The 23457-nt window shown below is 70.3% G+C and carries 24 protein-coding genes and 1 pseudogene; 16 read left to right on the forward strand and 9 right to left on the reverse strand.

All coding sequences use genetic code 11. From position 1 onward, the window contains the following. Nucleotides 1-9: 9 nt before the first annotated feature. Both ACFWVP_RS31040 and ACFWVP_RS31045 read right to left on the reverse strand, forming a co-directional pair. Nucleotides 10-1404 (reverse strand): metallopeptidase TldD-related protein, encoded by a 1395-nt coding sequence (locus ACFWVP_RS31040; protein WP_384501303.1) that lies wholly within the window; start codon nucleotides 1402-1404, stop codon nucleotides 10-12. After that, complete coding sequence (locus ACFWVP_RS31045) at nucleotides 1401-2924, reverse strand: TldD/PmbA family protein (protein ID WP_384501304.1); 1524 nt, start codon at nucleotides 2922-2924, stop codon at nucleotides 1401-1403. Before ACFWVP_RS31045 ends, ACFWVP_RS31040 begins: the two co-directional genes overlap by 4 nt. 222 nt (nucleotides 2925-3146) lie before the next feature. Between ACFWVP_RS31045 and fabG the strand changes: the two genes are divergently transcribed. The 3 genes from fabG (at nucleotide 3147) to ACFWVP_RS31060 (ending at nucleotide 5160) form a co-directional block, all read left to right on the forward strand. Further along, entirely contained in the window at nucleotides 3147-3866 is a 720-nt protein-coding gene (gene fabG, locus ACFWVP_RS31050; RefSeq protein WP_384501305.1) for a 3-oxoacyl-[acyl-carrier-protein] reductase, read from the forward strand. Between the two features lie 5 nt (nucleotides 3867-3871). Then, a complete protein-coding gene (gene fabI / locus ACFWVP_RS31055) occupies nucleotides 3872-4639 on the forward strand; it encodes an enoyl-ACP reductase FabI (RefSeq protein WP_384501306.1) in 768 nt (255 codons plus the stop codon). A gap of 152 nt (nucleotides 4640-4791) precedes the next feature. After that, the gene (locus ACFWVP_RS31060; RefSeq protein WP_384501326.1) at nucleotides 4792-5160 is read left to right on the forward strand and encodes a hypothetical protein; all 369 of its coding nucleotides are present in this window, start codon (nucleotides 4792-4794) and stop codon (nucleotides 5158-5160) included. A gap of 36 nt (nucleotides 5161-5196) precedes the next feature. On the opposite strand, the gene ACFWVP_RS31065 is transcribed toward ACFWVP_RS31060, so the two are convergent. Then, entirely contained in the window at nucleotides 5197-5871 is a 675-nt protein-coding gene (locus ACFWVP_RS31065; protein ID WP_384501307.1) for a FadR/GntR family transcriptional regulator, read from the reverse strand. A gap of 130 nt (nucleotides 5872-6001) precedes the next feature. Between ACFWVP_RS31065 and ACFWVP_RS31070 the strand changes: the two genes are divergently transcribed. From ACFWVP_RS31070 to ACFWVP_RS31085, 4 genes are all read left to right on the forward strand, one after another. Continuing rightward, complete coding sequence (locus ACFWVP_RS31070) at nucleotides 6002-7285, forward strand: CynX/NimT family MFS transporter (protein WP_384501308.1); 1284 nt, start codon at nucleotides 6002-6004, stop codon at nucleotides 7283-7285. 17 nt (nucleotides 7286-7302) lie between these two features. Beyond that, nucleotides 7303-7419, forward strand: coding sequence for an SGM_5486 family transporter-associated protein (locus tag ACFWVP_RS31075; RefSeq protein ID WP_384501309.1), 117 nt, complete (start codon nucleotides 7303-7305; stop codon nucleotides 7417-7419). Between the two features lie 170 nt (nucleotides 7420-7589). Next, on the forward strand, nucleotides 7590-7796 hold the full coding sequence (locus tag ACFWVP_RS31080) for a hypothetical protein (RefSeq protein ID WP_384501310.1): 207 nt from the start codon (nucleotides 7590-7592) through the stop codon (nucleotides 7794-7796). 108 nt (nucleotides 7797-7904) lie between these two features. Continuing rightward, complete coding sequence (locus ACFWVP_RS31085; protein ID WP_384501311.1) at nucleotides 7905-8423, forward strand: SixA phosphatase family protein; 519 nt, start codon at nucleotides 7905-7907, stop codon at nucleotides 8421-8423. A 77-nt stretch (nucleotides 8424-8500) separates the two neighbouring features. Here ACFWVP_RS31085 and serB read toward each other — a convergent pair whose 3' ends face one another. After that, a complete protein-coding gene (gene serB, locus ACFWVP_RS31090; RefSeq protein WP_384501312.1) occupies nucleotides 8501-9748 on the reverse strand; it encodes a phosphoserine phosphatase SerB in 1248 nt (415 codons plus the stop codon). Nucleotides 9749-10028: 280 nt separating this feature from the next. Here serB and ACFWVP_RS31095 point away from each other — a divergent pair, with 280 nt between their 5' ends. Continuing rightward, nucleotides 10029-12632 (forward strand): FHA domain-containing protein, encoded by a 2604-nt coding sequence (locus ACFWVP_RS31095; RefSeq protein WP_384501313.1) that lies wholly within the window; start codon nucleotides 10029-10031, stop codon nucleotides 12630-12632. A 138-nt stretch (nucleotides 12633-12770) separates the two neighbouring features. Here ACFWVP_RS31095 and ACFWVP_RS31100 read toward each other — a convergent pair whose 3' ends face one another. Further along, nucleotides 12771-13523, reverse strand: coding sequence for a transglycosylase SLT domain-containing protein (locus tag ACFWVP_RS31100; protein WP_384501314.1), 753 nt, complete (start codon nucleotides 13521-13523; stop codon nucleotides 12771-12773). Between the two features lie 498 nt (nucleotides 13524-14021). Here ACFWVP_RS31100 and ACFWVP_RS31105 point away from each other — a divergent pair, with 498 nt between their 5' ends. From ACFWVP_RS31105 to ACFWVP_RS31115, 3 genes and pseudogenes are all read left to right on the forward strand, one after another. Continuing rightward, entirely contained in the window at nucleotides 14022-15167 is a 1146-nt protein-coding gene (locus ACFWVP_RS31105) for a GAF domain-containing sensor histidine kinase (protein ID WP_384501315.1), read from the forward strand. Continuing rightward, nucleotides 15160-15804 carry a response regulator gene (locus tag ACFWVP_RS31110; protein ID WP_384501316.1) on the forward strand — a complete coding sequence of 215 codons (645 nt, stop codon included), beginning with the start codon at nucleotides 15160-15162 and terminating at the stop codon, nucleotides 15802-15804. Before ACFWVP_RS31105 ends, ACFWVP_RS31110 begins: the two co-directional genes overlap by 8 nt. Before the next feature lie 36 nt (nucleotides 15805-15840). Next, a pseudogene (locus tag ACFWVP_RS31115) lies at nucleotides 15841-15915 on the forward strand (chaplin family protein); the annotation flags it as partial. Nucleotides 15916-16148: 233 nt separating this feature from the next. On the opposite strand, the gene ACFWVP_RS31120 reads toward ACFWVP_RS31115, so the two are convergent. Next, on the reverse strand, nucleotides 16149-16931 hold the full coding sequence (locus ACFWVP_RS31120) for a hypothetical protein (protein WP_384501317.1): 783 nt from the start codon (nucleotides 16929-16931) through the stop codon (nucleotides 16149-16151). Between the two features lie 121 nt (nucleotides 16932-17052). On the opposite strand from ACFWVP_RS31120, the gene ACFWVP_RS31125 reads away from it, so the two are divergent. From ACFWVP_RS31125 to ACFWVP_RS31140, 4 genes are all read left to right on the forward strand, one after another. Next, nucleotides 17053-17853 (forward strand): ABC transporter ATP-binding protein, encoded by an 801-nt coding sequence (locus ACFWVP_RS31125; RefSeq protein WP_384501318.1) that lies wholly within the window; start codon nucleotides 17053-17055, stop codon nucleotides 17851-17853. A gap of 64 nt (nucleotides 17854-17917) precedes the next feature. Further along, a complete protein-coding gene (locus ACFWVP_RS31130) occupies nucleotides 17918-18346 on the forward strand; it encodes an NfeD family protein (protein WP_384501319.1) in 429 nt (142 codons plus the stop codon). 144 nt (nucleotides 18347-18490) lie between these two features. After that, complete coding sequence (locus tag ACFWVP_RS31135; protein WP_056792753.1) at nucleotides 18491-19423, forward strand: SPFH domain-containing protein; 933 nt, start codon at nucleotides 18491-18493, stop codon at nucleotides 19421-19423. A 78-nt stretch (nucleotides 19424-19501) separates the two neighbouring features. After that, nucleotides 19502-20275 (forward strand): sulfite exporter TauE/SafE family protein, encoded by a 774-nt coding sequence (locus ACFWVP_RS31140; protein WP_384501320.1) that lies wholly within the window; start codon nucleotides 19502-19504, stop codon nucleotides 20273-20275. Nucleotides 20276-20326: 51 nt separating this feature from the next. On the opposite strand, the gene ACFWVP_RS31145 is transcribed toward ACFWVP_RS31140, so the two are convergent. From ACFWVP_RS31145 to ACFWVP_RS31155, 3 genes are all read right to left on the reverse strand, one after another. Next, entirely contained in the window at nucleotides 20327-20833 is a 507-nt protein-coding gene (locus tag ACFWVP_RS31145) for an HNH endonuclease (RefSeq protein ID WP_384501321.1), read from the reverse strand. A 142-nt stretch (nucleotides 20834-20975) separates the two neighbouring features. Continuing rightward, nucleotides 20976-21509: a YbhB/YbcL family Raf kinase inhibitor-like protein gene (locus tag ACFWVP_RS31150; RefSeq protein WP_384501322.1), complete on the reverse strand. Its 534-nt coding sequence runs from the start codon at nucleotides 21507-21509 to the stop codon at nucleotides 20976-20978. A 56-nt stretch (nucleotides 21510-21565) separates the two neighbouring features. Further along, a complete protein-coding gene (locus ACFWVP_RS31155) occupies nucleotides 21566-22348 on the reverse strand; it encodes a sporulation protein (protein WP_384501323.1) in 783 nt (260 codons plus the stop codon). Between the two features lie 86 nt (nucleotides 22349-22434). Between ACFWVP_RS31155 and ACFWVP_RS31160 the strand changes: the two genes are divergently transcribed. After that, nucleotides 22435-23076, forward strand: a complete 642-nt coding sequence (locus ACFWVP_RS31160) for a DNA-3-methyladenine glycosylase (RefSeq protein ID WP_384501324.1) — start codon at nucleotides 22435-22437, stop codon at nucleotides 23074-23076. Nucleotides 23077-23457 lie beyond the last annotated feature (381 nt).

Here is a 23457-nt window from a genome sequence, read left to right on the forward strand (position 1 = left end):
CTATGGCGGTCATACACCCCGGCTGACCGAGCTCATGTGGAAGTCCGGGATCCGCAGCGGAGGCATCGCGGCACGGGTGAAGTAGTCGCCCCACTCACGCGGCAGCGTCTTCTCCGTGCGGCCCGCCTCCGAGGCCCGGGACAGGAGCCCCACCGGCGACTCGTTGAACCGGAAGTTGTTCACCTCGCCGAGGACCTCGCCGTCCTCCACCAGATAGACGCCGTCCCGGGTCAGCCCGGTCAGCAGGAGCGTCGCGGGATCGACCTCCCTGATGTACCAGAGGCAGGTCAGCAGCAGGGCCCGGCCGGTCGTCGCCGCCACCATCTCCTCCAGCGACCGCTCACCGCCGCCGTCCAGCACGAGGTTGTCCATGGACGGGGCGACCGGCAGGCCCGTCAGCCCGGCGGAGTGCCGCGTCGTCGTCAGCCGCTCCAGCTTGCCGTTCCCGATCCAGGTCGTCGGCGCGAGCGGCAGCCCGTTGTCGAAGACGGAGCCGCCGTCGCCGGACGCGTGGGCGATCACGAACGGCGCGGCCTCCAGCCCCGGCGTGTACGGGTCGCTGCGCAGGGTCAGCGGCAGTGCGGAGAGCGACTCGCCGAGCCGTGTACCGCCGCCCGGCCGGGAGAAGACCGTCCGGCCCTCCGCGGCGTCCCGGGCCCCGGCCGACCAGTACTGGTAGATCAGCAGGTCGGCCACCGCGGTCGGCGGGAGCAGCGTCTCGTACCGTCCGGCCGGCAGCTCGATCCGGCGCTCCGCCCAGCCGAGCCGCTGCGCGAGCTCCGCGTCCATGGCCCCCGGGTCGACGTCCCTGAAGTCACGGGTGGACCGGCCGGCCCAGGCGGACCGGGTCCGGTCGGGGGACTTGGCGTTCAGCTCCAGCGTCCCGTTCGGCTGGTCGTGGCGCAGCCGCAGCCCCGTCGACGTACCCAGGTAGGTCGAGGTCATCTCGTGGTGGGCGAAGCCGTACAGCTCACGGCCGCCGGAACGGGCGCGGGCGAAGGCGTCGCCGAGCGCCGGGGCGAAATCGGCGAAGACGTCGGAGCCCGTCTCGGCCGGTGCGTCCGTGAAGGCGGCGGAGACCGGCACCCCGGACACCAGCGGCTGCGCGTCCTCGGCGGGACCGGCTCCGCGCGCGGCGGCCTCGGCGGCCCGCACGAGCGGTTCCAGGTCGTCGGTGGTGACGGCCGAACGCGAGACCACACCGGACGCCGTCCCCTGCGCGCCGTCCACGGTGGCGATCACGGTCAGGGTGCGGCCCCGCGTGACCCCGTTCGTGGTGAGCGCGTTGCCGGCCCAGCGCAGGTTCGCGGACGAGTCCTCGTCCGCGATGACGACACAGCCGTCCGTGGTGGACAGTTCGAGCGCCCGCTCGACGATCTCGTAGGGCTTGCTGACGCGGCTCATCGTCCGGCCTCCTGCGTCGTGTTGAGGATGTTCACGCCTCGGAAGAGGGCGGAGGGGCAGCCGTGCGAGACGGCTGCGACCTGGCTCGGCTGGGCCTTGCCGCAGTTGAACGCGCCGCCCAGGACGTAGGTCTGGGGGCCGCCGACCTTCTCCATCGAGCCCCAGAAGTCCGTGGTGGTCGCCTGGTACGCCACGTCCCGCAGCTGGCCCGCGAGCCTGCCGTTCTCGATCCGGAAGAACCGCTGGCCGGTGAACTGGAAGTTGTAGCGCTGCATGTCGATCGACCAGGACCGGTCGCCGACCACGTAGATCCCGCGCTCCACCCCGCCGATCAGGTCCTCCGTGGACAGCCCGCCCGGATCCGGCTTCAGCGACACGTTCGCCATGCGCTGGACGGGGACATGGCCCGGCGAGTCCGCGTACGCGCACCCGTTGGACCGGCCCAGGCCCGTCAGCTTCGCGATCCGCCGGTCCGTCTGGTAGCCCACCAGCGTCCCGTCCTTGACCAGGTCCCAGGACTGCGCCTCGACGCCCTCGTCGTCGTACCCGATCGTCGCGAGCCCGTGCTCGGCGGTGCGGTCGCCCGTCACGTGCATCGCGGGGGAGCCGTACGCGAGCCTGCCCAACTGGTCGAACGTGGCGAACGAGGTCCCGGCGTACGCCGCCTCGTAACCCAGCGCCCGGTCCAGCTCGGTCGCGTGGCCGATCGACTCGTGGATGGTCAGCCACAGGTTGGACGGGTCGACGACCAGGTCGTACGTCCCCGCCTCGACGCTCGGGGCCCGCATCTTCTCGGCGAGCAGACCGGGGATCCGCTCCAGCTCCGCGGCCCAGTCCCAGCCGGTCCCGGTCAGGTACTCCCAGCCCCGGCCCACCGGCGGCGCGACGGTCCGCATGGAGTCGAACTCCCCGGTGGTGCCGTCCACGGCCACCGCGGTGAACTGCGGATGCACCCGCACCCGCTGCTGCGTGGTGACGGTACCGGCCGTGTCCGCGTAGAACTTGTTCTCGTGGACGGTCATCAGGGAGGCGTCCACGTGCGCGACGCCGTCGGCCGCCAGCAGCCGCGCGCTCCACTCGGCGAGCAGCCCGGCCTTCTCCTCGTCCGGTACGGAGAACGGGTCGGTCTTGTACGAGGAGACCCAGGTCCGCTCGCCGTGCACCGGCTCGTCCGCCAGCTCGACCCTCTCGTCCGACCCGGCCGCGGCGATCACCTTCGCGGACAGCTTGGCCATGGCGACGGCCTGCGAGGCCACCTTCGCCGCCGCGTCCATCGTCAGGTCCACCCCGGAGGCGAACCCCCAGGCCCCGCCGTGCACCACCCGGACCGCGTACCCGAGGTCGGTGGTGTCGGAGGTCCCGGACGGCCGGGCGTCCCGCAGCCGCCAGGAGGCGCCGCGCACCCGCTCGAGCCGGAAGTCCGCGTGCGCCGCGCCGAGCGCACGCGCGCGTGCGAGCGCCGCGTCGGCGAGGGCACGCAGCGGCAGGGCCAGGAACGACTCATCTACCTCGTGGGCCACGAGGGCCTCCCCTTCTCCACCTCTGGAACTGTCTCCGCAGTGAATCATGAGGGGTCGGGGCCCTCCGGTGCGCTCGTTTTACGTGGTACGGGCCCGGACCGGTCCGTTCTGTAGGGATCCGACAGTCGTGGCCCGGCGGCGCTGTCAAAGGACGATTCTCCGTAGGCGGTGCGGTACCGATAGGTTTTCGATGTACCAGACCGCCAAGGAAAGGGTGATCCGTTGAGCCGCTCGGTTCTCGTCACCGGAGGAAACCGGGGCATCGGCCTCGCCATCGCCCGCGCCTTCGCCGACAACGGCGACAAGGTCGCGATCACATACCGCTCCGGCGAGCCGCCCCAGGCCCTCGTCGACGCGGGCTGCCTGGCGGTCAGATGCGACATCACCGACACCGAGCAGGTGGAGCAGGCCTACAAGGAGATCGAGGAGAAGCACGGTCCCGTCGAGGTACTGGTCGCCAACGCCGGTATCACCAAGGACCAGTTGCTGATGCGGATGTCGGAGGACGACTTCACCTCCGTGCTCGACACCAACCTCACCGGCACCTTCCGCGTCGTCAAGCGCGCCAACCGTGCGATGCTGCGCGCCAAGAAGGGCCGCGTCGTCCTGATCTCCTCGGTCGTCGGCCTCCTCGGCTCGGCCGGACAGGCCAACTACGCGGCGTCCAAGGCGGGCCTCGTCGGCTTCGCCCGGTCGCTGGCCCGTGAGCTCGGCTCGCGGAACATCACGTTCAACGTCGTCGCACCCGGGTTCGTCGACACCGACATGACCCAGGCACTCACCGACGAGCAGCGCAAGGGCATCGTGGCCCAGGTGCCGCTCGGCCGCTACGCGCAGCCCGCTGAGATCGCCGCCGCGGTGCGCTTCCTCGCGTCCGACGACGCGTCGTACATCACTGGAGCCGTCATCCCCGTTGACGGCGGATTGGGCATGGGTCACTGATCACCATGAGCGGAATTCTCGACGGCAAGCGCATCCTCGTCACAGGGGTGCTGATGGAGTCGTCCATCGCGTTCCACACCGCGAAGGTGGCCCAGGAGCAGGGCGCCGAGGTCATCCTGACGGCCTTTCCCCGGCCGACCCTGACCGAGCGCATCGCCCGGAAGCTGCCCAAGCCGGCCAAGGTCATCGAGCTCGACGTGACCAACGTCGAGCACCTCGACCGGCTCGCGGGCCTGGTCAAGGACGAGCTCGGCTCGCTGGACGGCGTCGTGCACTCGATCGGCTTCGCCCCGCAGGACGCGCTCGGCGGCAACTTCCTGAACACGCCGTTCGAATCGGTCGCCACGGCCATGCACGTCTCGGCCTTCTCACTGAAGTCGCTCGCCATGGCCTGCAAGCCGCTGATGAACGACGGCGGCTCGATCGTCGGCCTCACCTTCGACGCGCAGTTCGCCTGGCCCCAGTACGACTGGATGGGCCCGGCCAAGGCCGCGCTGGAGGCCACCTCCCGCTACCTCGCCCGTGACCTGGGCAAGGACAGCATCCGCTGCAACCTGATCTCGGCCGGGCCGCTCGCGTCCATGGCCGCCAAGTCCATCCCGGGCTTCACCGAGCTCGCGGACGTCTGGAACCACCGCTCCCCGCTGGAGTGGAACATGGGTGACCCCGAGCCGGCCGGCCGCGGTGTCGTCGCGCTCCTCTCGGACTTCTTCCCGAAGACCACGGGCGAGATCATCCACGTCGACGGTGGCGTGCACATGATGGGCGCCTGAACCCCGGAGACCCCTCCACGGCCGCGTACCGCCCCTCCCGCGAGGGAGGCGGTGCGCGGCCGTCGCGCGTCTCGACTCGAAAAGATGGTCGTTGCACCGCAGAATGTGGAGGAAGCGGACTTTGGTCAGGCTGTGGGGAGGAGATCGCCGTGCTGCGCTCCACACGTCGCCGAACCTGGGCCTTCATGGCCGCGGCGGCGGTCGTCGCCGGTCTCCTCGCCCCGGTCGCCGTGAACGCGGCGAACCGGGCGGGGAACGGGGCGGCCGCCCCCCTCGCACCGGTCCCGCAGCCTTCGGGCGCCGAGTGCCGGACCTCGGTCGAGGGCTCCCGGGTCGTCGCCCACTGCCACAACCCGCACTCCACCACCGACCTCGTCCGGCTCCACACCGAGTGCAGCCGCTGGTGGGACGTCGACGCGGACGGCGAGGCGGTCGCCGTACAGCCGGGCCGGACCGTACGGCTCGAGGACCGGTGCTGGAAAGAGGTCGGCTCGGCCTGGGTCAGCCACCACTCCGTCTAGGGTCCTTCCGCCGGGGGTCCTCGGGATCCGCCGGGCTCAGACCCGCTCCCGCAGGCAGTTCAGGGCATGGCTCGCGGCCTCCGCCGCGGCGGTCTCGGCGTCGCCCGCCCGGATCGCCTCGACCAGCCGCGCGTGGTCCATGTGCTCCTCGGGACGCAGCTCGGAACCCACGTCGTCGCGCAGATAGTCCCGCAGCAGATCGTTCAGGTCGGCGTACAGCTCGGTGAGTACGTCGTTGTGCGAGGCGGCGACCACCGCGAGGTGCAGCGTCGCGTCGGCCGCGACGAACGCCTCCGCGTCCCCCGCGGCCCAGGTCTCCTCGCGCCGCGCCATCAGTGTGTCCAGCTGCCGCAGATCCCGGTCCGTGCGGCGGAGGGCGGCGAGCCTGGCCGCCGAGGACTCCAGCGTGGAACGCAGCTCCGCGACGTGCCGGGGGTCGGCGTCCGCGAAACGCCGCTGCATCACGCCGGCCAGCTCGCTCGTGGCGACGACATACGTACCGGAACCCTGCCGGATGTCCAGCAGCCCGTTGTGCGCGAGCGCCCGCACGGCCTCGCGCACGGTGTTGCGGGCGACCCCCAGCTGCTCGACCAGCTCGGGTTCGGTGGGAATCCGCGCACCCACGGGCCACTCGCCCGAAGTGATCTGGTTCCTCAGCTGGGCAATCACCTGGTCGGCGAGAGCCGAACGCCGCGGAGACGTCAGCGCCATGGTGCTCCTTGCTCGTGGTCCGGGAGGGGGCGGTCGGAGAAGCGGGGTGTGTACGGGTGCTCCGGATTCTCTCAGGGGCGGGAGACCAGGAGTGGACAACCAATCATCCCATGATTCTATGATGGGTCTCATGCCCGATGACGAGACCAGGACCCTGAGCGCCGCCGCCGCCCCCCTGCACGCCTCCCCGGGCGCCCCCGGGCCCCGGACGGCACCCGCCCCCGGCCCCGCCCCCTGGCTGCTGCGCCTGGTCACCATCGGTCTCGTCCTCGCCGCGCTCAACCTGCGGCCCGCCATCACGAGCCTGGGCCCCCTCCTCGAAGAGGTGCGGGACGGGCTGCACATGAGCGGCAGCGTCGCGGGTGTCCTCACCTCCGTACCCCCGCTGTGCTTCGCCCTCTTCGGGTTCATGGCACCGCGACTGGCCCGCCGCTTCGGACCGGGCGCCGTCGTCTGCGCGGGCATGGTCGCCATCACGGCCGGGCTGCTGATCCGCCCCTTCGCGGGCAGCACCGCAGGCTTCGTCGCCGCCAGCGCACTCGCCCTGATGGGCATCGCCGTCAGCAACGTCCTGATGCCCGTCATCGTGAAGCGCTGGTTCCCGGACCGCGTGGGCAGCGTGACCGGCCTCTACTCGATGGCCCTCGCCCTGGGCACCGCCCTGGCGGCGGCCGTCACCGTGCCCATGACCGACCTCCTCGGTGGCAGTTGGCAGACCGGGCTCGCCGTCTGGGCCGCGCTCGCCGCCGTCGCGATCGTGCCGTGGGTCCCGCTCGTACGGGACCGCGGCGGCGCCCAGGGGCAGGGTGCGGGCCGTCGGCAGCAGGCCCCCGCCCTCCGGATCACCCGCAGCCGGACGTCCTGGGCGCTCGCCTGCTTCTTCGGCCTCCAGGCCACGGCCGCGTACATCACCATGGGCTGGATGCCGCAGATCTTCCGCGACGCGGGGATCTCCGCGGGCACCGCCGGTGTGCTGCTCGCCGTGACCATGGCCATGGGGGTACCCCTCGCCTTCGTCATCCCCCGCGCCGCCGCCCGGCTGCGGAACCAGGGACCGATCGTCCTGGTCCTCGGCGGCTGCGGCCTCCTCGGCTACACGGGCCTCTACCTCGCCCCCGCGGGCGGCGCCTGGCTCTGGGCCCTGCTGCTGGGCGTCGCCAACTGCGCCTTCCCGCTCGCCCTCACCATGATCGGCATGCGGTCCCGCACCGGCGCCGGAGTCGTCAGGCTCTCCGCCTTCGCGCAGTCCACCGGCTACCTGCTCTCGATCCCCGGCCCGCTGCTCGTCGGGGTGCTCTACCAGCACAGCGGCGGCTGGGGTCTGCCGCTCGCCCTCATGGCGGGCCTCATGGTGCCGCAGATGATCGCGGGCGTACTCGCCGGACGGGACCGGACGATCGAGGACGAATGCTGAGATGCGAGACTGGGCCCATGCCCGTACTCGATCCGAATCCTCCGAACGGCCAGAAGAAGCTCCTCCTCGTCTTCGGGGCGATGCTGCTCATCGGTGCCGTCATCAGTGTCATCGCCACGATCGCCTCGCCCTGACAGAGGCACCGCCGCTCCGTGACCGCCCTCCCGCGCGGGGATGGTAGGGCCAGCCCCACCATCCCCTAGGGGGCCAGGTTCAGGGTCGAGTGGGTGGGCCACCGGATGGGACCGCCGCCCGCCGGCCCGTAGGTTCTGGGTACCAGAGCCGAGGACCCACGGAGGCGGACATGTCGGCCCGTACACACACCCGGACCCACCGCCCTGCCCCGGAGACCGTCGAGGTCCGGCTGCCCTGGTGGGCGGTGGCACTGCCCGCCCTCGCCTTCGCCGCGCTCCTCCTGCTGATCGCGGGCCCCGGCCAGGCACAGGCCGCGACCGGCGACCCGGCACTCGGCCGACTGCTCGGGCTGATACTGGAGCTGCTCACCCCCTGACATGCCCCGGACAGGGTGCGTGCGGGCCGCCGGGCGCCGTTCACCCTCAGCGGGGGAGCACGTCAACACCCTGCGCCCGGACGCGCAATTCGTGCGAAGCTGAGGTGTATGAGCGCCGATACACCTCGCAGGATCGCCCTTCTCAGGCACGCAAAGGCGGAATGGTCGCAGCAGTCCGACCATGAGCGGCCCCTGGCCGAACGGGGCAGGAAGGACGCCCCCGTCGCCGGCCGCAGGCTCGCCGATTCGGGTACCGAATTCGATCTGGCTCTGTGCTCGACCGCCACCAGGACCCGCGAGACCTGGAAGCTCGCGGTCCACGAATTCCCCCAGCGCCCCAAGACCGTCTACGAGGAGCGGCTGTACGAGGCCTCCCTCGGCGAACTGATCGCGCTGTTCAACGAGACCCCCGACGACGTACGCAACCTGCTGGTCATCGGCCACAACCCGGGCATGCACGCCGCCGCCGACGCCCTTTCCGGCCAGGCCGAGGGGCAGGCGCTCGCCCGGATGACCAGGGACGGCTTCCCGACCGCCGCCTACGCCGTCGTCGAGTTCTCCGGCTCCTGGAAGGGCCTGGAGCACGGGGCGGGCAAGCTCGTCGAGTACTGGACGCCCAACGACTGAGCGGGACGTACGAAGGGCCCCCTGCGCGGCAGCTGCGCCTGGGGGCCCTTCGTACGTACGTCCGCCGCCCGGAGCGGTCAGTCGACGAGGCCGTCGGCGGCCTCGACCTCCTCGCGCGTGATCCCGAGCAGATACAGCACGGTGTCCAGGAACGGGACGTTAACCGCCGTGTGGGCGGCCTCGCGGACCACGGGCTTGGCATTGAAGGCGACGCCCAGACCGGCCGTGTTCAGCATGTCCAGATCGTTCGCACCGTCCCCGATGGCCACCGTCTGCGCCAGCGGGACCCCAGCCTGCGCGGCGAAGCTGCGCAGCAGCCGGGCCTTGCCCGCCCGGTCCACGATGTCACCGACGACCCGGCCGGTGAGCTTGCCGTCGACGACCTCCAGCGTGTTGGCGGAGGCGAAGTCGAGCCCGAGACGCTCCTTGAGGTCGTCCGTGACCTGGGTGAAGCCGCCCGAGACCACGCCCACCTGGTAACCGAGCCGCTTCAGGGTGCGGATCAGCGTGCGGGCACCGGGGGTCAGCCTGACCTCGGCCCGCACCTTCTCCACGACCGACACGTCGAGTCCCGCCAGCAGCGCCACCCGGGCGTGCAGCGACTGCTCGAAGTCGAGCTCTCCGCGCATCGCCTGCTCGGTCACCTCGGCGACCTTGTCCTCACAGCCGGCGTGCGCGGCGAAGAGCTCGATGACCTCGTCCTGGATGAGCGTGGAGTCCACGTCCATCACGACCAGCCGCTGCGCCCGCCGGCTCAGACCGGCCGAGACGACGGCGATGTCGACACCGATCCCGGCGGCCTCCGTCGCCAGCGCGGTCCGAAGCTCCTCGGTCCGGGTGCCGGACACCGCGAACTCGACCGCGGTGACGGGGTACTTCGCCAGCCGGAAGATCCGGTCGATGTTGCCGCCGGTGGAGGTGATCCTGGCCGCTATGGCCGCCGTGGACTCCGCGGTCAGCGGGTGCCCCAGCACGGTCACATGGGAACGGCCGACGCCGCGGGGCCGGTTGTCACCCGTGCCGGAGATGATCTCGGCCTGCAGCTTCAGCGACTCCGCCCAGCTGTGCACGGTGGCCCGGAGGTCGCCCTCGGTCGTACCGTCCGATGCCGGGGAGGTCACCAGGGCGCAGAGGACTATGCGGCCGCGGGTCACGACCTGCTCGATGTCCACGACGTCGACGGAGTAGGCGGCCAGGGTGTCGAAGAGGCCTGCGGTGATACCAGGGCGGTCCTTCCCGAAGATCTTGACGAGAAGGGTGGGTTCGTCCGCGACCTGAGAGGGCTCAGGGGGCTCAGGGGACCGGGGGGGCTGAGGTGCGCTCATGGTGCTCCCACCGTATAGGTCCCGCGCGCGGCCCCCCAGCCCGTCCCGAGTAGCGGACAGCCCGTGGCCAGGGCGGCGGGCGGACGGCGCGCCACGGGACGGTCGCCCCGGATGCCGCGGTCCGGGCCGGTTACTCCCCGGCCCCGCAGGAGGGCCGCGCAGGCCTCCCCAGCGTCTTCACGCGCCCGGCTTTCCGTTACGGGACTGCTCCTGGAATAGTTCCCCACGATGTTCAGCATCCCTGGACTCCCCGCAACGGGGGTAACTCGGGGGACGACTAGTGGGGCGCGGAGTGCCGGAACTCGTACTGGAATTGAATGGAAGGACCTGGACGCTCGATCCGTCCAGGTCGTACACCCTCGGGCGTGATCCGCAGGGTGACCTGATGATCGACGACGCCAGGGTGTCGTGGCGGCATGCCACGATCAGCTGGAACGGCCGCAGTTGGTTCATAGAGGACCACGGCAGCACCAACGGGACCTATGCGCAGGGCCGACGGATCCAGCAGATGGAGATCGGTCCCGGTGCGGCCCTGAACCTGGGCAACGCCACCGACGGACCGAGGCTGAGCCTCACCGGCGCCGCCATGCCCGGCGGGCAGGCGGTGGCGGCGCAGCAGCAGGCGCCCGTACAGCCGCAGCAGCCCGCACCGGGTGCCGCTGGCCGGCCCGATCCGGCACAGCGACAGCAGCATGCCTGGCAGCAGCAGGCCCCGGCCCCGCACCAGCAGGGCCCGGCCCCGCAGCAGCAGGCCCCGGCCCCGCACCAGCAGGGCCCGGCCCCGCAGCAGCAGGCCCCGGTCCCGCACCAGCAGGGCCCGGGCCGGGTGCCGGGAGCGGGCGGTGCCGCGGGGGCGCCGCCGGTCTACGGGGACCGGAGTCCGACCACCTTCCACCAGCTCGACCTCGGCCGGGTCATGCGCATCGGCCGTGCGCTGGAGAACGAGCTGGTCGTCTCCGACCTGCAGGTCTCCCGGCTGCACGCCGAATTCCGGGCGACGCCGGACGGCCGCTTCGAGATCCGCGACCTCGGATCCCACAACGGCACGTACGTCAACGGCCAGCCGCTCAACAAGTCCGGCTCCGCGCTCATCGGCCCGAACGACATCGTCGGTGTCGGTCACTCGGCCTTCCGCCTGGTCGGGGACCGGCTCGAGGAGTTCGTCGACACGGGTGAGGTCTCCTTCTCCGCCCGCCACCTCACGGTGACGGTCGACGGGGGCAAGGACATCCTCAAGGACGTCTCGTTCGGCGTCCCGGAGAAGTCCCTGATCGCCGTCATCGGCCCGTCGGGCTCCGGAAAGTCCACCCTGCTCAAGGCGCTCACCGGCTACCGGCCCGCCAACCAGGGTGACGTCCTCTACGACAACCGGAACCTGTACAAGCAGTTCGCCGAGCTCCGGCAGCGCATCGGCCTGGTCCCGCAGGACGACATCCTGCACAAGGAACTCACGGTCACCAGGGCCCTGCGGTACGCGGCCAAGCTCCGCTTCCCCGCGGACACCACCGAGGCCGAGCGCACCGCCCGGATCCACGAGGTCCTCGCCGAGCTGAAACTCGACATCCACAAGGACAAGAGGATCACCTCGCTCTCCGGCGGCCAGCGCAAGCGCGTGTCGGTCGCCCTGGAGCTGCTGACCAAGCCGTCGCTGATCTTCCTGGACGAGCCGACCTCCGGCCTCGACCCGGGCATGGACCGCGATGTCATGCAGCTGCTGCGCGGCCTCGCCGACGACGGCCGTACGGTCCTCGTGGTCACGCACTCCGTGGCCGAGCTGGCCATCTGCGACAAGCTCCTGGTGATGGCGCCCGGCGGCTCCGTCGCCTACTTCGGGCCTCCCGAGGAGGCGCTGAACTTCTTCGGCTACACCAGCTGGGCCGACGTCTTCTCCGCGTTCGAGAACTACCGCGACTACGACTGGGCGGGACGCTGGCGCGGCTCGCAGCACTACCAGATGTACGCGGCGGACATCGACGCCGTCGCCGCGCAGCCCGTGCACATGCACCCGCCGCAGCAGATCCGCCCCCCGAAGCCCTCGGGCTGGGCGGCCCAGCTGTGGACGCTGATGCGCCGCTACGTCTCGGTGATCGTGTCCGACAAGGGCTTCCTCGCTCTCATGGTGATCCTTCCGGCGGTGCTCGGCATCGTCAGCGTGGTCATTCCCGCGGAGTTCGGCCTGGCAGAGCCCGACGTGCCCAACAAGCAGTTCAACGCCAAGGCCGGGACCATCATGCTGATCCTCGCGGTCGGCATGTGCTTCGCCGCCGCGGCGAACTCGGTACGAGAACTGATCAAGGAGCGGGTGATCTACGAGCGGGAACGGGCCACCGGTCTCTCCCGTTCGGCCTACCTGCTCTCCAAGGTGATCGTCCTCGGTGTGATCACGGCCTTCCAGGGCGTGATCCTCTGCGGGATCGGCTTCTCCACCCGCCGGCTGCCGGAGGAGGGCCTGTTGATGCCCCCCGCGGTGGAGATGTGCCTGTCGATCACCGTGCTCGGCTTCACCTCGATGATGGTCGGCCTGCTGATCTCCGCGCTGGTGAAGACCGCCGAGAAGACCATGCCGCTGCTCGTCATGTTCGCCATCGTCCAGGTCGTCTTCACGGGCGTGCTCTTCCAGGTCTACGGATCCCCGGGCCTGGAGCAGTTCGCCTGGCTGATGCCGTCGCGCTGGGCGGTGGCCGCGGCCGGCACCACGCTGGACCTCGCCCACCTCATGCCGCCGTGGGATCCGGAGAACCCGACCGACCTGGATCCGCTCTGGGAGCACTCGGCCGGGCAGTGGGGGATCAACATCACGGTGATGCTCGTGATGAGCGCCGTGCTGTTCTTCGCGGTCTCGCGGATGCTGCGCCGCCACGAGCCCGAGGTGATGCGCAAGTAACGCGCCCCGGGCCCTACCGGACCCGGAAACGCCCGAGGGCGGCACCCCGTGGGGTGCCGCCCTTCGGCATGTACCGGCCGGTCACGCGACGCTGCGGACCGGCAGGTCGGCTATGCCGGGCCTTGCTCGGTGCGTGGCTCAGTACGCGCTGTCGACGTTGTCGATCGAGCCGTACTTGTCCGCGGCGTAGTTGGCCGCGGCGGTGATGTTGGCGACCGGGTCGTACTGGTCGTGCTTGGTGCCCTTGACGTGGTAGAAGTCGAAGGTCGGCTTGATGACCTGCAGCAGGCCCTTCGACGGGACACCGTTGATCGCGTTGATGTCCCAGTTGTTGATCGCGCGCGGGTTGCCGCTGGACTCACGGATGATGTTGCGGTGCAGCCCCTCGTACGTGCCGGGGATGTTCTTCTTGTCCATGATCGAGAGGGCCTCGCGGATCCAGCCGTCCAGGTTGTCGGCGTAGACCGGCTTGCGGTCGGCCGCACGGCTCGCCTTCTTGGCGGAACGTTTCTTCGCGTCGGCCTTGGCCTTGGCGGCAGCCTTCTTCTTGGCCGCGGCTTCCTTCTTGGCCTCGGCGACGGCCTCGGCCTTCGCCTCGCTCCTGGCGGCGGCCTTCTTCTCGGCGGCCTTGGCGGAGTCGGCGGCCTTCACCAGCTGTGCGGCGGTGGAGTGCTGCTCGATGACACCGGACTGGACGGACTTCGTCTGCGACGCACCGGCGAAGGCCACCGGCGCACCGGAGACGGCCTGCGGCTCGGTCGTGGCCGAGGCGCTGTCCGGGACGAGCGAGAACGCGAGTGCGGCTGCGGCCAGGGTGGAGACACCGGCGACGGAGAGCTTCTGCGCCTTGTTCAGGCGACGGCTACGGCTGGAGATGCGGGACACGGACATGCAGTCGTACCTCTTCGAATAGCAGGAGTCCTCACGGAGGACGCGGACGGGACGCGGTTCGCATCTCCGTCGTGGACAGATGCAATTCTTAGCGCCAGCAAAATGCGCTGGCAAAGGTGTGACGTACGAAGCTGGATAGTGGATCAGGGAGGCGTTCGTACCTCCTTGTCCGGTTTGCCGGTAGGCGTCTTGCCCGTTTTACGCCAACTATCCGACTTCGTAAGTGACGTGGGTCCTATGCCTGGGCTCACATGGGGTGCCCTCCGTGTTTACGAATAGTTGCTCCTGTAATGCGGAGCGTTAGGTTCCTTCTCTGGTGAGGAAGGGCGAAGCGCCGCCGCTGCGGAAAGGACCTCCCTACGCAGGGGGAGCCCGGCACGCCCCCGGCCCCGCGCCGGGCTCCGGCCGACCCCGGCCGGGGCCCTAGGCCTCCGGGACCATCCGGCAGCCGTCCACAGCCCGATACGGCCCCTGCGCCCCCGCCGGTACGGTGAGGTCATGAGCCATCGCCCACCGTCGGGCCTCGCCTCGGTCAGTGCCGCGCTGCTCGCCATGAGCCGGCACCTCGACGTGCGGGACGTCCTCAAGACGATCGTCGCCTCCGCACGCGAACTGCTGGACGCCGAATACGCGGCCCTGGGCGTCCCCGACGACCACGGCGGCTTCGCCCAGTTCGTCGTCGACGGAATCAGCGACGAGCAGTGGAAGGCCATCGGCCCGCTGCCCCGGCAGCACGGCATCCTCGCCGCGATGCTCCACGAGGCGAAGCCCGAGCGGCTCGCCGACGTCCGCCAGGACCCCCGATTCGAGGGCTGGCCCGACGCGCACCCGGACATGTCCGACTTCCTCGGCCTGCCCATCCAGGACGGCGACGAGATCATCGGCGCGCTCTTCCTCGCCAACAAGCGGTGCCCCAAGCCCGAGGGCGGCTGCGGCTTCACCGAGGAGGACGAGGAACTCCTGGGCATGCTCGCCCAGCACGCCGCGATCGCCCTCACCAACGCCCGGCTGTACGAACGCAGCCGCGAGCTCACGATCGCCGAGGAGCGCTCCCGGCTCGCCCACGAGCTGCACGACGCGGTCAGCCAGAAGCTCTTCTCGCTCCGGCTGACCGCGCAGGCCGCAGCCGCCCTGGTCGACCGCGACCCCGCCCGCGCCAAGGGCGAGCTCCAGCAGGTCGCCGTCCTGGCCGCGGAGGCCGTGGACGAGCTGCGCGCCGCCGTCGTCGAACTGCGCCCCGCCGCACTGGACGAGGACGGCCTGGTCGCCACGCTCCGTACCCAGATCCAGGTCCTGGACCGGGCACACAGTGCCCGCGTCACCTTCGAGAGCGCCGGAGTGCGCGCCCTGCCCTCCGCCCAGGAGGAGGCGCTGCTCAGGGTGGCGCAGGAAGCCCTGCACAACGCACTGCGTCACTCGGGCGCCGGACGGGTCACCGTCACCCTCGGCCGGAACACCTCCGCCGCGGTGCTCCGGATCACCGACGACGGCCGCGGCTTCGACCCCCACGCGGTCCGGCACGCCGGCCGTCATCTGGGCCTCGTCTCGATGCGCCACCGGGCCGGCAGCGTCGGAGGCAGGCTCACCGTTGCATCGGAGCCCGGCAAGGGCACCACGATCCAGATGGAGGTCCCCTGTGGCTGACAAGATCATCAAGGTGCTGCTGGTCGACGACCACCAGGTGGTCCGGCGCGGACTGCGTACGTTCCTGGAGGTCCAGGACGACATAGAGGTCGTCGGGGAGGCCTCCGACGGGGCCGAGGGCGTCGCCAGGACGGAGGAGCTCAGGCCCGACGTCGTCCTGATGGACATCAAGATGCCGGGCACCGACGGGATCGAGGCCCTGCGCAGGCTCAGGGAGCTGGAGAACCCGGCGAAGGTGCTGATCGTGACCAGCTTCACCGAGCAGCGCACGGTCGTGCCCGCCCTCCGCGCGGGAGCGTCCGGCTACGTGTACAAGGACGTCGACCCGGACGCACTGGCCGGAGCGATCCGCTCGGTCCACGCGGGCCACGTCCTGCTCCAGCCGGAGGTCGCAGGCGCACTGCTCGCCCAGGAGGGCACCGGCAGCGGCGCGGGCCGGGGGAACACCCTGACCGAACGGGAACGGGAGGTGCTCGGCCTGATCGCCGACGGCCGCTCCAACCGGGAGATCGCCCGGGCCCTGGTCCTCTCGGAGAAGACGGTCAAGACACACGTGTCGAACATCCTGATGAAACTCGACCTGTCGGACCGCACCCAGGCCGCGCTCTGGGCGGTCAGGAACGGGGCGGCGGACTGAGGAACGGGCCCCCAGGAAACGGACGGTTCCACTCCATTCCCGGTGAACGTGGTCGGCAACACCGTCGACGTGGTGGGCCCGCTCAACCCCCCTTCGGCAACTTCGGCCTGAACCGCCGACCCGGCCCCGCACCGCCGGACGGGCGCCCGGCCCGACCGGCGGCCGGCGCCGCGACTCCGTGGGCAACGCGGGCCGGCCTGCCCGGGCTCGGCGTGCAGGCAGCCCCCTGAACCGTGGGGCGTACGTACGCAGCCCTCTGGCCGTGGCGCGTAAGCACCGGGTCAGCTCCCCGGGGGCCGGCCCGTGCAGACCCCGGCCGCCCCGGGGACGATCCCCCCACCCGGTCAGCGCCGGTCCCGCTCCTCCACGTACGCGTTGTACGCGGCGACCTGCGCCCGCCGGGCCACCCGCTCCACCGGCCGCAGCGCCTCGCCCCGCGCCGCGATCTCCGAGGCGCTCACCGCACCGCCGTGCCCGTTCTGACGGGCCACCGAGATCAACAGCCCCACCCGCTGGGCGAGCTCGAGCACCCGTACCGCCCTCGGCGGATAGCCCGGGGCCAGCACCTCGCGCCCCCGCTCCGTCCGCGCCCGGTACGCCTCCACCGCCGCCTCGGCCACCGGACCGGAACCGGCGACGTCCAGCCGGGCCAGTACCGCCGTCGCGTCCCGCAGCGCCTCCGCGAGCTCCCGCTCCGCCTCGCCCAGCGAGGGGACATCGGCCGGCGGCGCCTCCCGTACCGCCAGGCAGTGCCACACCACCTCGGCGTGCACGTCCCCGGCGGGCCCCACCTCGCTCACCTCCGGCACGAGCCCGAACGGCGCCCCGGACGTGACCACCGCCTCCTCCGCCTCCAGCGCCCGCGCGTTGAAGTCGGGCGGTCCGCTGAGCCCCAGCGGATGCCCGGGCACCGGCAGCGCCACCCGGAAGCCGGTCGCCCCGAGTCCCCTCAGTCTGCCGAGCGCGAGCGTGAGCCCGACCGGCCCCGCCTCACCCGGCAGCCCCTCGACGCGGTGCGCCGCGTCCTCACCGACAATCGCGAGCGCTGCGTCGTCCGGTGACACAAGTCCGGCCAAAAGCGCGTTTCCCCATGCGGCGAGCCGCCCTGAGCGTGGTTCCGAAAGCATGGGAACAGCCTAGGGAACGGACCTCGGAGTCGGAGCACTCCCGGGGTGGCGTAGGTTTTCCCTGGGAGCTGTGCCCACAGGCACGCGACGATCTCGACACTGCATGGGGAGACAACGCGCCATGAGCGATGTACTGGAGCTGGTGGACGTATCCGTGGTCCGCGACGGACGCGCTCTGGTGGACGACGTCTCCTGGTCGGTCAAGGAGGGGGAGCGCTGGGTCATCCTCGGCCCCAACGGCGCCGGTAAGACCACCCTGCTCAACATCGCGTCGAGCTACCTCTTCCCGAGCGCCGGCACGGCCACGGTCCTCGGCGAGCGGCTCGGCGGGGTCGGCACCGACGTCTTCGAGCTCCGCCCCCGGATCGGCATCGCCGGTGTGGCGATGGCCGACAAGCTGCCCAAGCGCCAGACCGTGCTCCAGACGGTGCTCACCGCCGCGTACGGCATGACCGCCACCTGGCACGAGAACTACGAGGCCGTCGACGAGGAGCGCGCCCGCGCCTTCCTCGACCGGCTCGGCATGACCGAGTTCCTCGACCGCGAGTTCGGCACCCTCTCCGAGGGCGAGCGCAAGCGCACCCTGATCGCCCGCGCCATGATGACCGACCCCGAGCTCCTCCTCCTCGACGAGCCCGCCGCCGGCCTCGACCTCGGCGGCCGCGAGGACCTGGTGCGCCGGCTGGGCCGCCTGGCCCGCGACCCGTACGCCCCCTCCATGATCATGGTCACCCACCATGTCGAGGAGATCGCGCCCGGCTTCACCCACGTCCTGATGATCCGCCAGGGCAAGGTGCTCGCCGCAGGTCCCATGGAGACCGAACTCAGCTCCCGCAACCTCTCGCTCTGCTTCGGCCTCCCGCTCGTCGTCGAGCACACCGGCGACCGCTACACGGCCCACGGACTGCCGCTCTCCCGGTAGTTGACGCCACAGTCCCTCCACGGCGCCCTGTCGGTGAGGGTGCCCACGGTCCTACGATGAACCCGTGGACATCGAAGCGTGGGTGTGGTGGCTGATCGTCGCGGTGGGGCTGGGCATTCCCCTCGTCCTGACCGCGATGCCCGAATTCGGTATGTTCGCCGTCGGTGGGGTGGCCGCGGCGGTCGTCGCGGCCCTCGGCGGCGGAATCGTCGCCCAGGTGCTGGTCTTCGCGCTGGTGTCGGTGGCGCTCATCGCGGTCGTACGCCCCATCGCCGCCAGACACCGCGCCGGCCGGACCGGGCACGCCAGCGGGATCGACGCGCTGAAAGGCCGTCAGGCCGTCGTCCTGGAACGGGTGGACGGCAGCGGCGGGCGCATCAAGCTCGCGGGCGAGGTCTGGTCCGCGCGCACGCTCGACAGCGACCAGAGTTTCGAACCCGGCCAGCAGGTCGATGTCGTGGACATCGACGGGGCGACGGCCGTCGTCATGTGAGAAGCGGTCACACGGCAGTCCGGAGTCTGCCAAACTCGAAGTCGATCATCATGAGACCGGAACCGTCATAAAAGATGCACCTCTCATGACCGTTCGACCTCGATCATCGCGATCCGTCGGCAACCGAAGGGCACGAGGCACACGATGCAACCGATCATCATCGTCCTGATCATTCTGGTGGTGCTCGTCTTCATCGCCCTGATCAAGACGATCCAGGTCATCCCGCAGGCCAGTGCCGCCATCGTGGAGCGCTTCGGCCGCTACACCCGCACCCTGAACGCCGGGCTGAACATCGTCGTCCCGTTCATCGACTCGATCCGCAACCGGATCGACCTCCGCGAACAGGTCGTCCCCTTCCCGCCCCAGCCGGTGATCACCCAGGACAACCTCGTCGTCAACATCGACACCGTCATCTACTACCAGGTGACCGACGCGCGGGCCGCGACCTACGAAGTCGCCAGCTACATCCAGGCGATCGAGCAGCTCACCGTCACCACCCTCCGCAACATCATCGGCGGCATGGACCTCGAACGGACGCTGACCTCCCGCGAGGAGATCAACGCTGCGCTCCGCGGTGTCCTCGACGAGGCCACCGGCAAGTGGGGCATCCGCGTCAACCGCGTCGAGCTCAAGGCCATCGAACCGCCCACCTCCATCCAGGACTCGATGGAGAAGCAGATGCGCGCCGACCGTGACAAGCGCGCCGCGATCCTCACCGCCGAAGGCATCAGGCAGTCCGCGATCCTCACCGCGGAGGGCGAGAAGCAGTCCGCGATCCTGCGCGCCGAGGGCGAGGCCAAGGCATCCGCCCTGCGCGCGGAGGGCGAGTCCCAGGCCATCCGTACGGTCTTCGAGGCCATCCACGCCGGAGACCCGGACCAGAAGCTCCTCTCGTACCAGTACCTCCAGATGCTCCCGAAGATCGCCGAGGGCGACGCCAACAAGCTCTGGATCGTGCCCAGCGAGATCGGCGACGCGCTCAAGGGCCTCAGCGGCGCCTTCGGCAACCTCGGCGGCGGGGCCCCGGGCTTCGACACCGGCAACAAGGAACGCCGGGAGCAGCCCCCGGTCGGCTGACCGGGACACCCCTTCGTGCATGATCAGTGAGGCCCCTCGACCTTCATGGCGGGGAGGCATCACTGACCACCGAAGGAGATGGCCTTGTCCATCTGGGAAATTCTCGCGGTTTTCGCGGCCGGAGTCGGCGCAGGGACGATCAACACCATCGTCGGCTCCGGAACGTTGATCACCTTCCCCGTCCTGCTCGCCACCGGCCTGCCACCGGTCACCGCCACCGTCTCCAACGCCCTGGGGCTGATCCCGGGTTCGATCAGCGGAGCCATCGGATACCGCAAGGAGCTGGCCGGCCAGCGCCGCCGTATCCTCGGGCTGAGCGTCGGCGCGCTCATCGGCGGTCTCACCGGCGCCACACTCCTGCTGGCCCTGCCCTCCACGGCGTTCGAGACGATCGTCCCCGTCCTGGTGGCGCTCGCCCTGGTCCTGGTCATCCTGCAACCCCGCATCAGCAAGGCCGTCCAGCGCCGCCGCGACCGCACCGGAGTCCCCGCCCGCCCCGACGGCGGGCCGCTCCTGTTCACCGGACTGATGCTCGCCAGCGTCTACGGGGGCTACTTCACGGCGGCCCAGGGCATCATCTACCTCTCCCTGATGGGCATGCTGCTCGACGACACGATGCAGCGCCTCAACGCCGTCAAGAACGTCCTCGCCGCCGTCGTCAACAGTGTCGCCGCGCTCTTCTTCCTCTTCGTCGCGGACTTCGACTGGACGGCCGTACTGCTCATCGCCGTGGGTTCCGCGATCGGCGGACAGATAGGCGCGAAGGTGGGACGGCGCCTCAGCCCCAGCCTCCTGCGTGCCCTCATCGTCGTCGTCGGCACGGCGGCCATCGTGCAGCTGGTGCTGCGCTGAGCACGGCAGGCCCGCCCCGCAGGTGGGCGGGCCCGCCGTGCCGCACGGAGGTTACGCGGCGGACCGAGCCAGCCACTCCGGCAGCGCGGACCGGTCCCCGGCTCCCAGCGCGAGCAGCATCGCGTCCGCGGGCGTCGGCACGAACGGCTGGCGCAGCAGCGGCATGTCCGCCTGCTCCGGAGTCCGGGCCGCCTTGCGGTGGTTGTCCTCGGCGCAGGAGGCCACGGTGTTCAGCCAGGTGTCCTGCCCGCCCTGGGCGCGCGGCACCACGTGGTCGACGGTGCTCGCCCGCCGCCCGCAGTACGCGCACCGGTGCTGGTCCCGTATGAGGACGCCCTTCCTGGACCACGGGGCGTGTCTTCGGAACGGCACCCGTACGTAACGGCAGAGCCTGATGACCCGGGGCACCGGGATGTCGACGGCGGCACCACGCATACGGAGGCCGGGGTGCGACTGCTCGACGACCGCCTTGTCCTGCAGGATCAGCACCACCGCACGGTTCAGCGTCACCGTCGACAGCGGCTCGAAGCTCGCGTTGAGTACCAGTGTGTCCCGCATCCTGCCCGCCTCCCGTGTGCCGCCCGCCCGGTGGCGGGCCCGGATCAACTCTGGCCGGGCGAGCCGTGATGGACAACGCAATAAAAAAATGCCCTGCCCTGATCTCTCCAAGACCAGGGCAGGGCAAACAGCAGGCGAACTATCAGCTATCGGGAGCCGTGTACTCACCGATCAGCCGGGCGCGGCCGAGTGTGTGGAACCGGAGGTTGAAACCGACCGCCGCGGGCGACGTGTCACTGTCGGGCCCGAGCTTCTCGGTGTCCACCGCGTACACGGTGAACACATAGCGGTGGTTCTCACCGGCCGGCGGCGCGGCACCGCCGAATTCCTTCGACCCGTAGTCGTTCCGGGCCTGGACAGCGCCCCGGGGCAGCTTCTCGTAGGTGCCGCTCCCCGCACCGGCCGGGAGTTCCGTGACCGACGCCGGGATGTCGAACACCACCCAGTGCCAGAACCCGCTGCCCGTAGGGGCGTCCGGGTCGAAGCACGTCACGGCGAAGCTCTTCGTCTTGTCGGGGAAGCCCTCCCACCGCAGCTGCGGCGAGGTGTTCCCCGCGGAGAACACCTGCGTGTCAGCGAGTACGCCTCCCGGCGGGAGATCCTCGCTCACCACGGTGAACGAGGGGACCTCGGGATGGAAGTCGTGCGGCAGCGGCGCCCTCTTCGGCTCGGTCACGTCAGCACCTCTCCTGATCGGCTGTGAAGCGTCCTTCCCACCGACCCTAGGCCGTGTCAGAGCCAGTTGCGCTGTCCGCCGACCTGGGAGAGCCACTGGTTGAGGTAGGCGGCCCAGTCCGTGCCCTGGAAGTCGTTGTGGCCGACTTTGAAAGCACGGTAGGAGTCGCTGCCCTCACTGAAGAGGCCCGGCTTCTTGTCCATCTCCAGCACGACGTCCATCTCGCGGTCGTCCGCGACGAACGTCAGCTCGACCTGGTTCAGCCCGCGGTACTGCTGCGGCGGGAAGAACTCGATCTCCTGGTAGAACGGCAGGCTCTGGCGCGTGCCGCGGATGTGGCCGCGCTCCATGTCCGCCGCGCGGAAGCCGAAGCCCAGCTGCCCGAACGCGTCCAGGATGGCCTGCTGGGCGGGCAGTGGGTGCACGTTGATCGGGTCCAGGTCGCCCGAGTCCAGGGCGCGGGCGATCTCCAGCTCGGTGGTGACGCCGATGTTCATGCCGCGCAGCTGCTGCCCGGCGAACATCGTGACCGGGGTCTCCCACGGAATCTCGAGCCCGAACGGCACCACGTGCACGGCGCCGGTCTTCACCTCGAAGGCACCGCCCAGGCGCAGCTTGGCGAACTCGATGTCCTGCTTGGTCTCCTGGTCCGCACCTTCGACCTCGACCCGCGCCTGCAGTCCGACCGAGAGTCCCTCGATCTGCTGGTCGACGGAACCGCCCTGGATCCGCACCTCGCCCTGGACGACCCCGCCGGGGACGACGTTGAGTTCGGTCAGCTCGGTCTCGACCGAAGCCCCGCCGGCACCCATGCTCGCGAGCAGTCGCTTGAAGCCCATGATTTTCCTCCTTGGTCCTGACCCCTACATACGCGCCATGACCGTAGCCGGTTCCCGTTCCGTCTATCCCAGTACCCTCGGTGGCCATGGACAAGGGCACGAACCGTACGCCGCTCACGCGGGACTTCTTCGACCGAACCGTCCTGGACGTGGCGCCCGACCTGCTGGGCCGCGTCCTTGTCCGATCCACCGACGACGGACCCATCGAGCTGCGGCTGACGGAGGTGGAGGCCTACGCGGGTGAGATCGACCCGGGCTCCCACGCGTTCCGTGGCCGGACCCCCCGCAACAGTGTGATGTTCGGCCCGCCGGGCCACTCGTACGTCTACTTCACGTACGGGATGTGGCACTGCCTCAACCTGGTGTGCGGGCCCGAGGGCATGGCGAGCGGTGTCCTGCTGCGGGCCGGGGAGATCAGCATCGGGGCGGAGATGGCCCGCAAACGTCGGGTTTCGGCCCGCCATGACAGAGAACTGGCCAAAGGGCCGGCCCGCCTGGCCACCGCCCTGGACGTGGACCGCGCACTGAACGGGAGCGATGTGATCGCCGGCCCGTCTGCGCCCCTGTCCGTACTGCGAGGCACCCCACCGCCCCGCGACCAGGTACGGAGCGGACCCCGCACCGGCGTCGGGGGCGACGGTTCCCACCAGCCGTGGCGCTTCTGGATCGACGGCGACCCCACGGTCAGCCCGTACCGCGCCCATGCGCCACGCCGCCGCTCAACTTGACTCGCCCCTGCCGTTTCCCTAATGTAGTCCGAGCCGCTTGAACGGATGCAGTTGTTGTTCGGTAAGGCCCACCGGGCCGGACCAGAGCATCGTGAGAGGGCCAACCACTACCTACGATTTACCCTGGCGGGTGCGATTTCGGCATGCCGAAATCGGCTTGACGACTCGATTATGAGTCACCGAGGGAATCGGTTAACGTAGTGAATACGCCGAAAGGCAAAGGCCGCTCCGCAGGCCACTGGATTCGAATTCGGACCGGAAACGGAACGAAAATGAGTCTGGTAATGTCGGACTCGCCGGAAAGGGAAACGCGAAAGCGAAGATCTGGAAGGCGGCCCCGCTTCGACCGGGAATCGGACACGAAAGAGTCTGATAGAGTCG

The sequence above is a fragment of the Streptomyces sp. NPDC058637 genome (assembly GCF_042717325.1).
In the GTDB taxonomy this organism is placed as follows: Bacteria; Actinomycetota; Actinomycetes; order Streptomycetales; family Streptomycetaceae; genus Streptomyces.

Coding starts and splice junctions, on each gene's coding strand:
- ACFWVP_RS31065 (WP_384501307.1), bottom strand. CDS start 5,871: ATGGCGCTGACGTCTCCGCGGCGTTCGGCTCTCGCCGACCAGGTGATT.
- ACFWVP_RS31105 (WP_384501315.1), top strand. CDS start 14,022: ATGAGCCATCGCCCACCGTCGGGCCTCGCCTCGGTCAGTGCCGCGCTG.
- ACFWVP_RS31040 (WP_384501303.1), bottom strand. CDS start 1,404: ATGAGCCGCGTCAGCAAGCCCTACGAGATCGTCGAGCGGGCGCTCGAA.
- ACFWVP_RS31070 (WP_384501308.1), top strand. CDS start 6,002: ATGCCCGATGACGAGACCAGGACCCTGAGCGCCGCCGCCGCCCCCCTG.
- ACFWVP_RS31125 (WP_384501318.1), top strand. CDS start 17,053: ATGAGCGATGTACTGGAGCTGGTGGACGTATCCGTGGTCCGCGACGGA.
- ACFWVP_RS31155 (WP_384501323.1), bottom strand. CDS start 22,348: ATGGGCTTCAAGCGACTGCTCGCGAGCATGGGTGCCGGCGGGGCTTCG.
- serB (WP_384501312.1), bottom strand. CDS start 9,748: ATGAGCGCACCTCAGCCCCCCCGGTCCCCTGAGCCCCCTGAGCCCTCT.
- ACFWVP_RS31145 (WP_384501321.1), bottom strand. CDS start 20,833: ATGCGGGACACACTGGTACTCAACGCGAGCTTCGAGCCGCTGTCGACG.
- ACFWVP_RS31140 (WP_384501320.1), top strand. CDS start 19,502: ATGGCCTTGTCCATCTGGGAAATTCTCGCGGTTTTCGCGGCCGGAGTC.
- ACFWVP_RS31075 (WP_384501309.1), top strand. CDS start 7,303: ATGCCCGTACTCGATCCGAATCCTCCGAACGGCCAGAAGAAGCTCCTC.
- fabI (WP_384501306.1), top strand. CDS start 3,872: ATGAGCGGAATTCTCGACGGCAAGCGCATCCTCGTCACAGGGGTGCTG.
- ACFWVP_RS31120 (WP_384501317.1), bottom strand. CDS start 16,931: ATGCTTTCGGAACCACGCTCAGGGCGGCTCGCCGCATGGGGAAACGCG.
- ACFWVP_RS31160 (WP_384501324.1), top strand. CDS start 22,435: ATGGACAAGGGCACGAACCGTACGCCGCTCACGCGGGACTTCTTCGAC.
- ACFWVP_RS31100 (WP_384501314.1), bottom strand. CDS start 13,523: ATGTCCGTGTCCCGCATCTCCAGCCGTAGCCGTCGCCTGAACAAGGCG.
- ACFWVP_RS31135 (WP_056792753.1), top strand. CDS start 18,491: ATGCAACCGATCATCATCGTCCTGATCATTCTGGTGGTGCTCGTCTTC.
- ACFWVP_RS31080 (WP_384501310.1), top strand. CDS start 7,590: ATGTCGGCCCGTACACACACCCGGACCCACCGCCCTGCCCCGGAGACC.
- ACFWVP_RS31085 (WP_384501311.1), top strand. CDS start 7,905: ATGAGCGCCGATACACCTCGCAGGATCGCCCTTCTCAGGCACGCAAAG.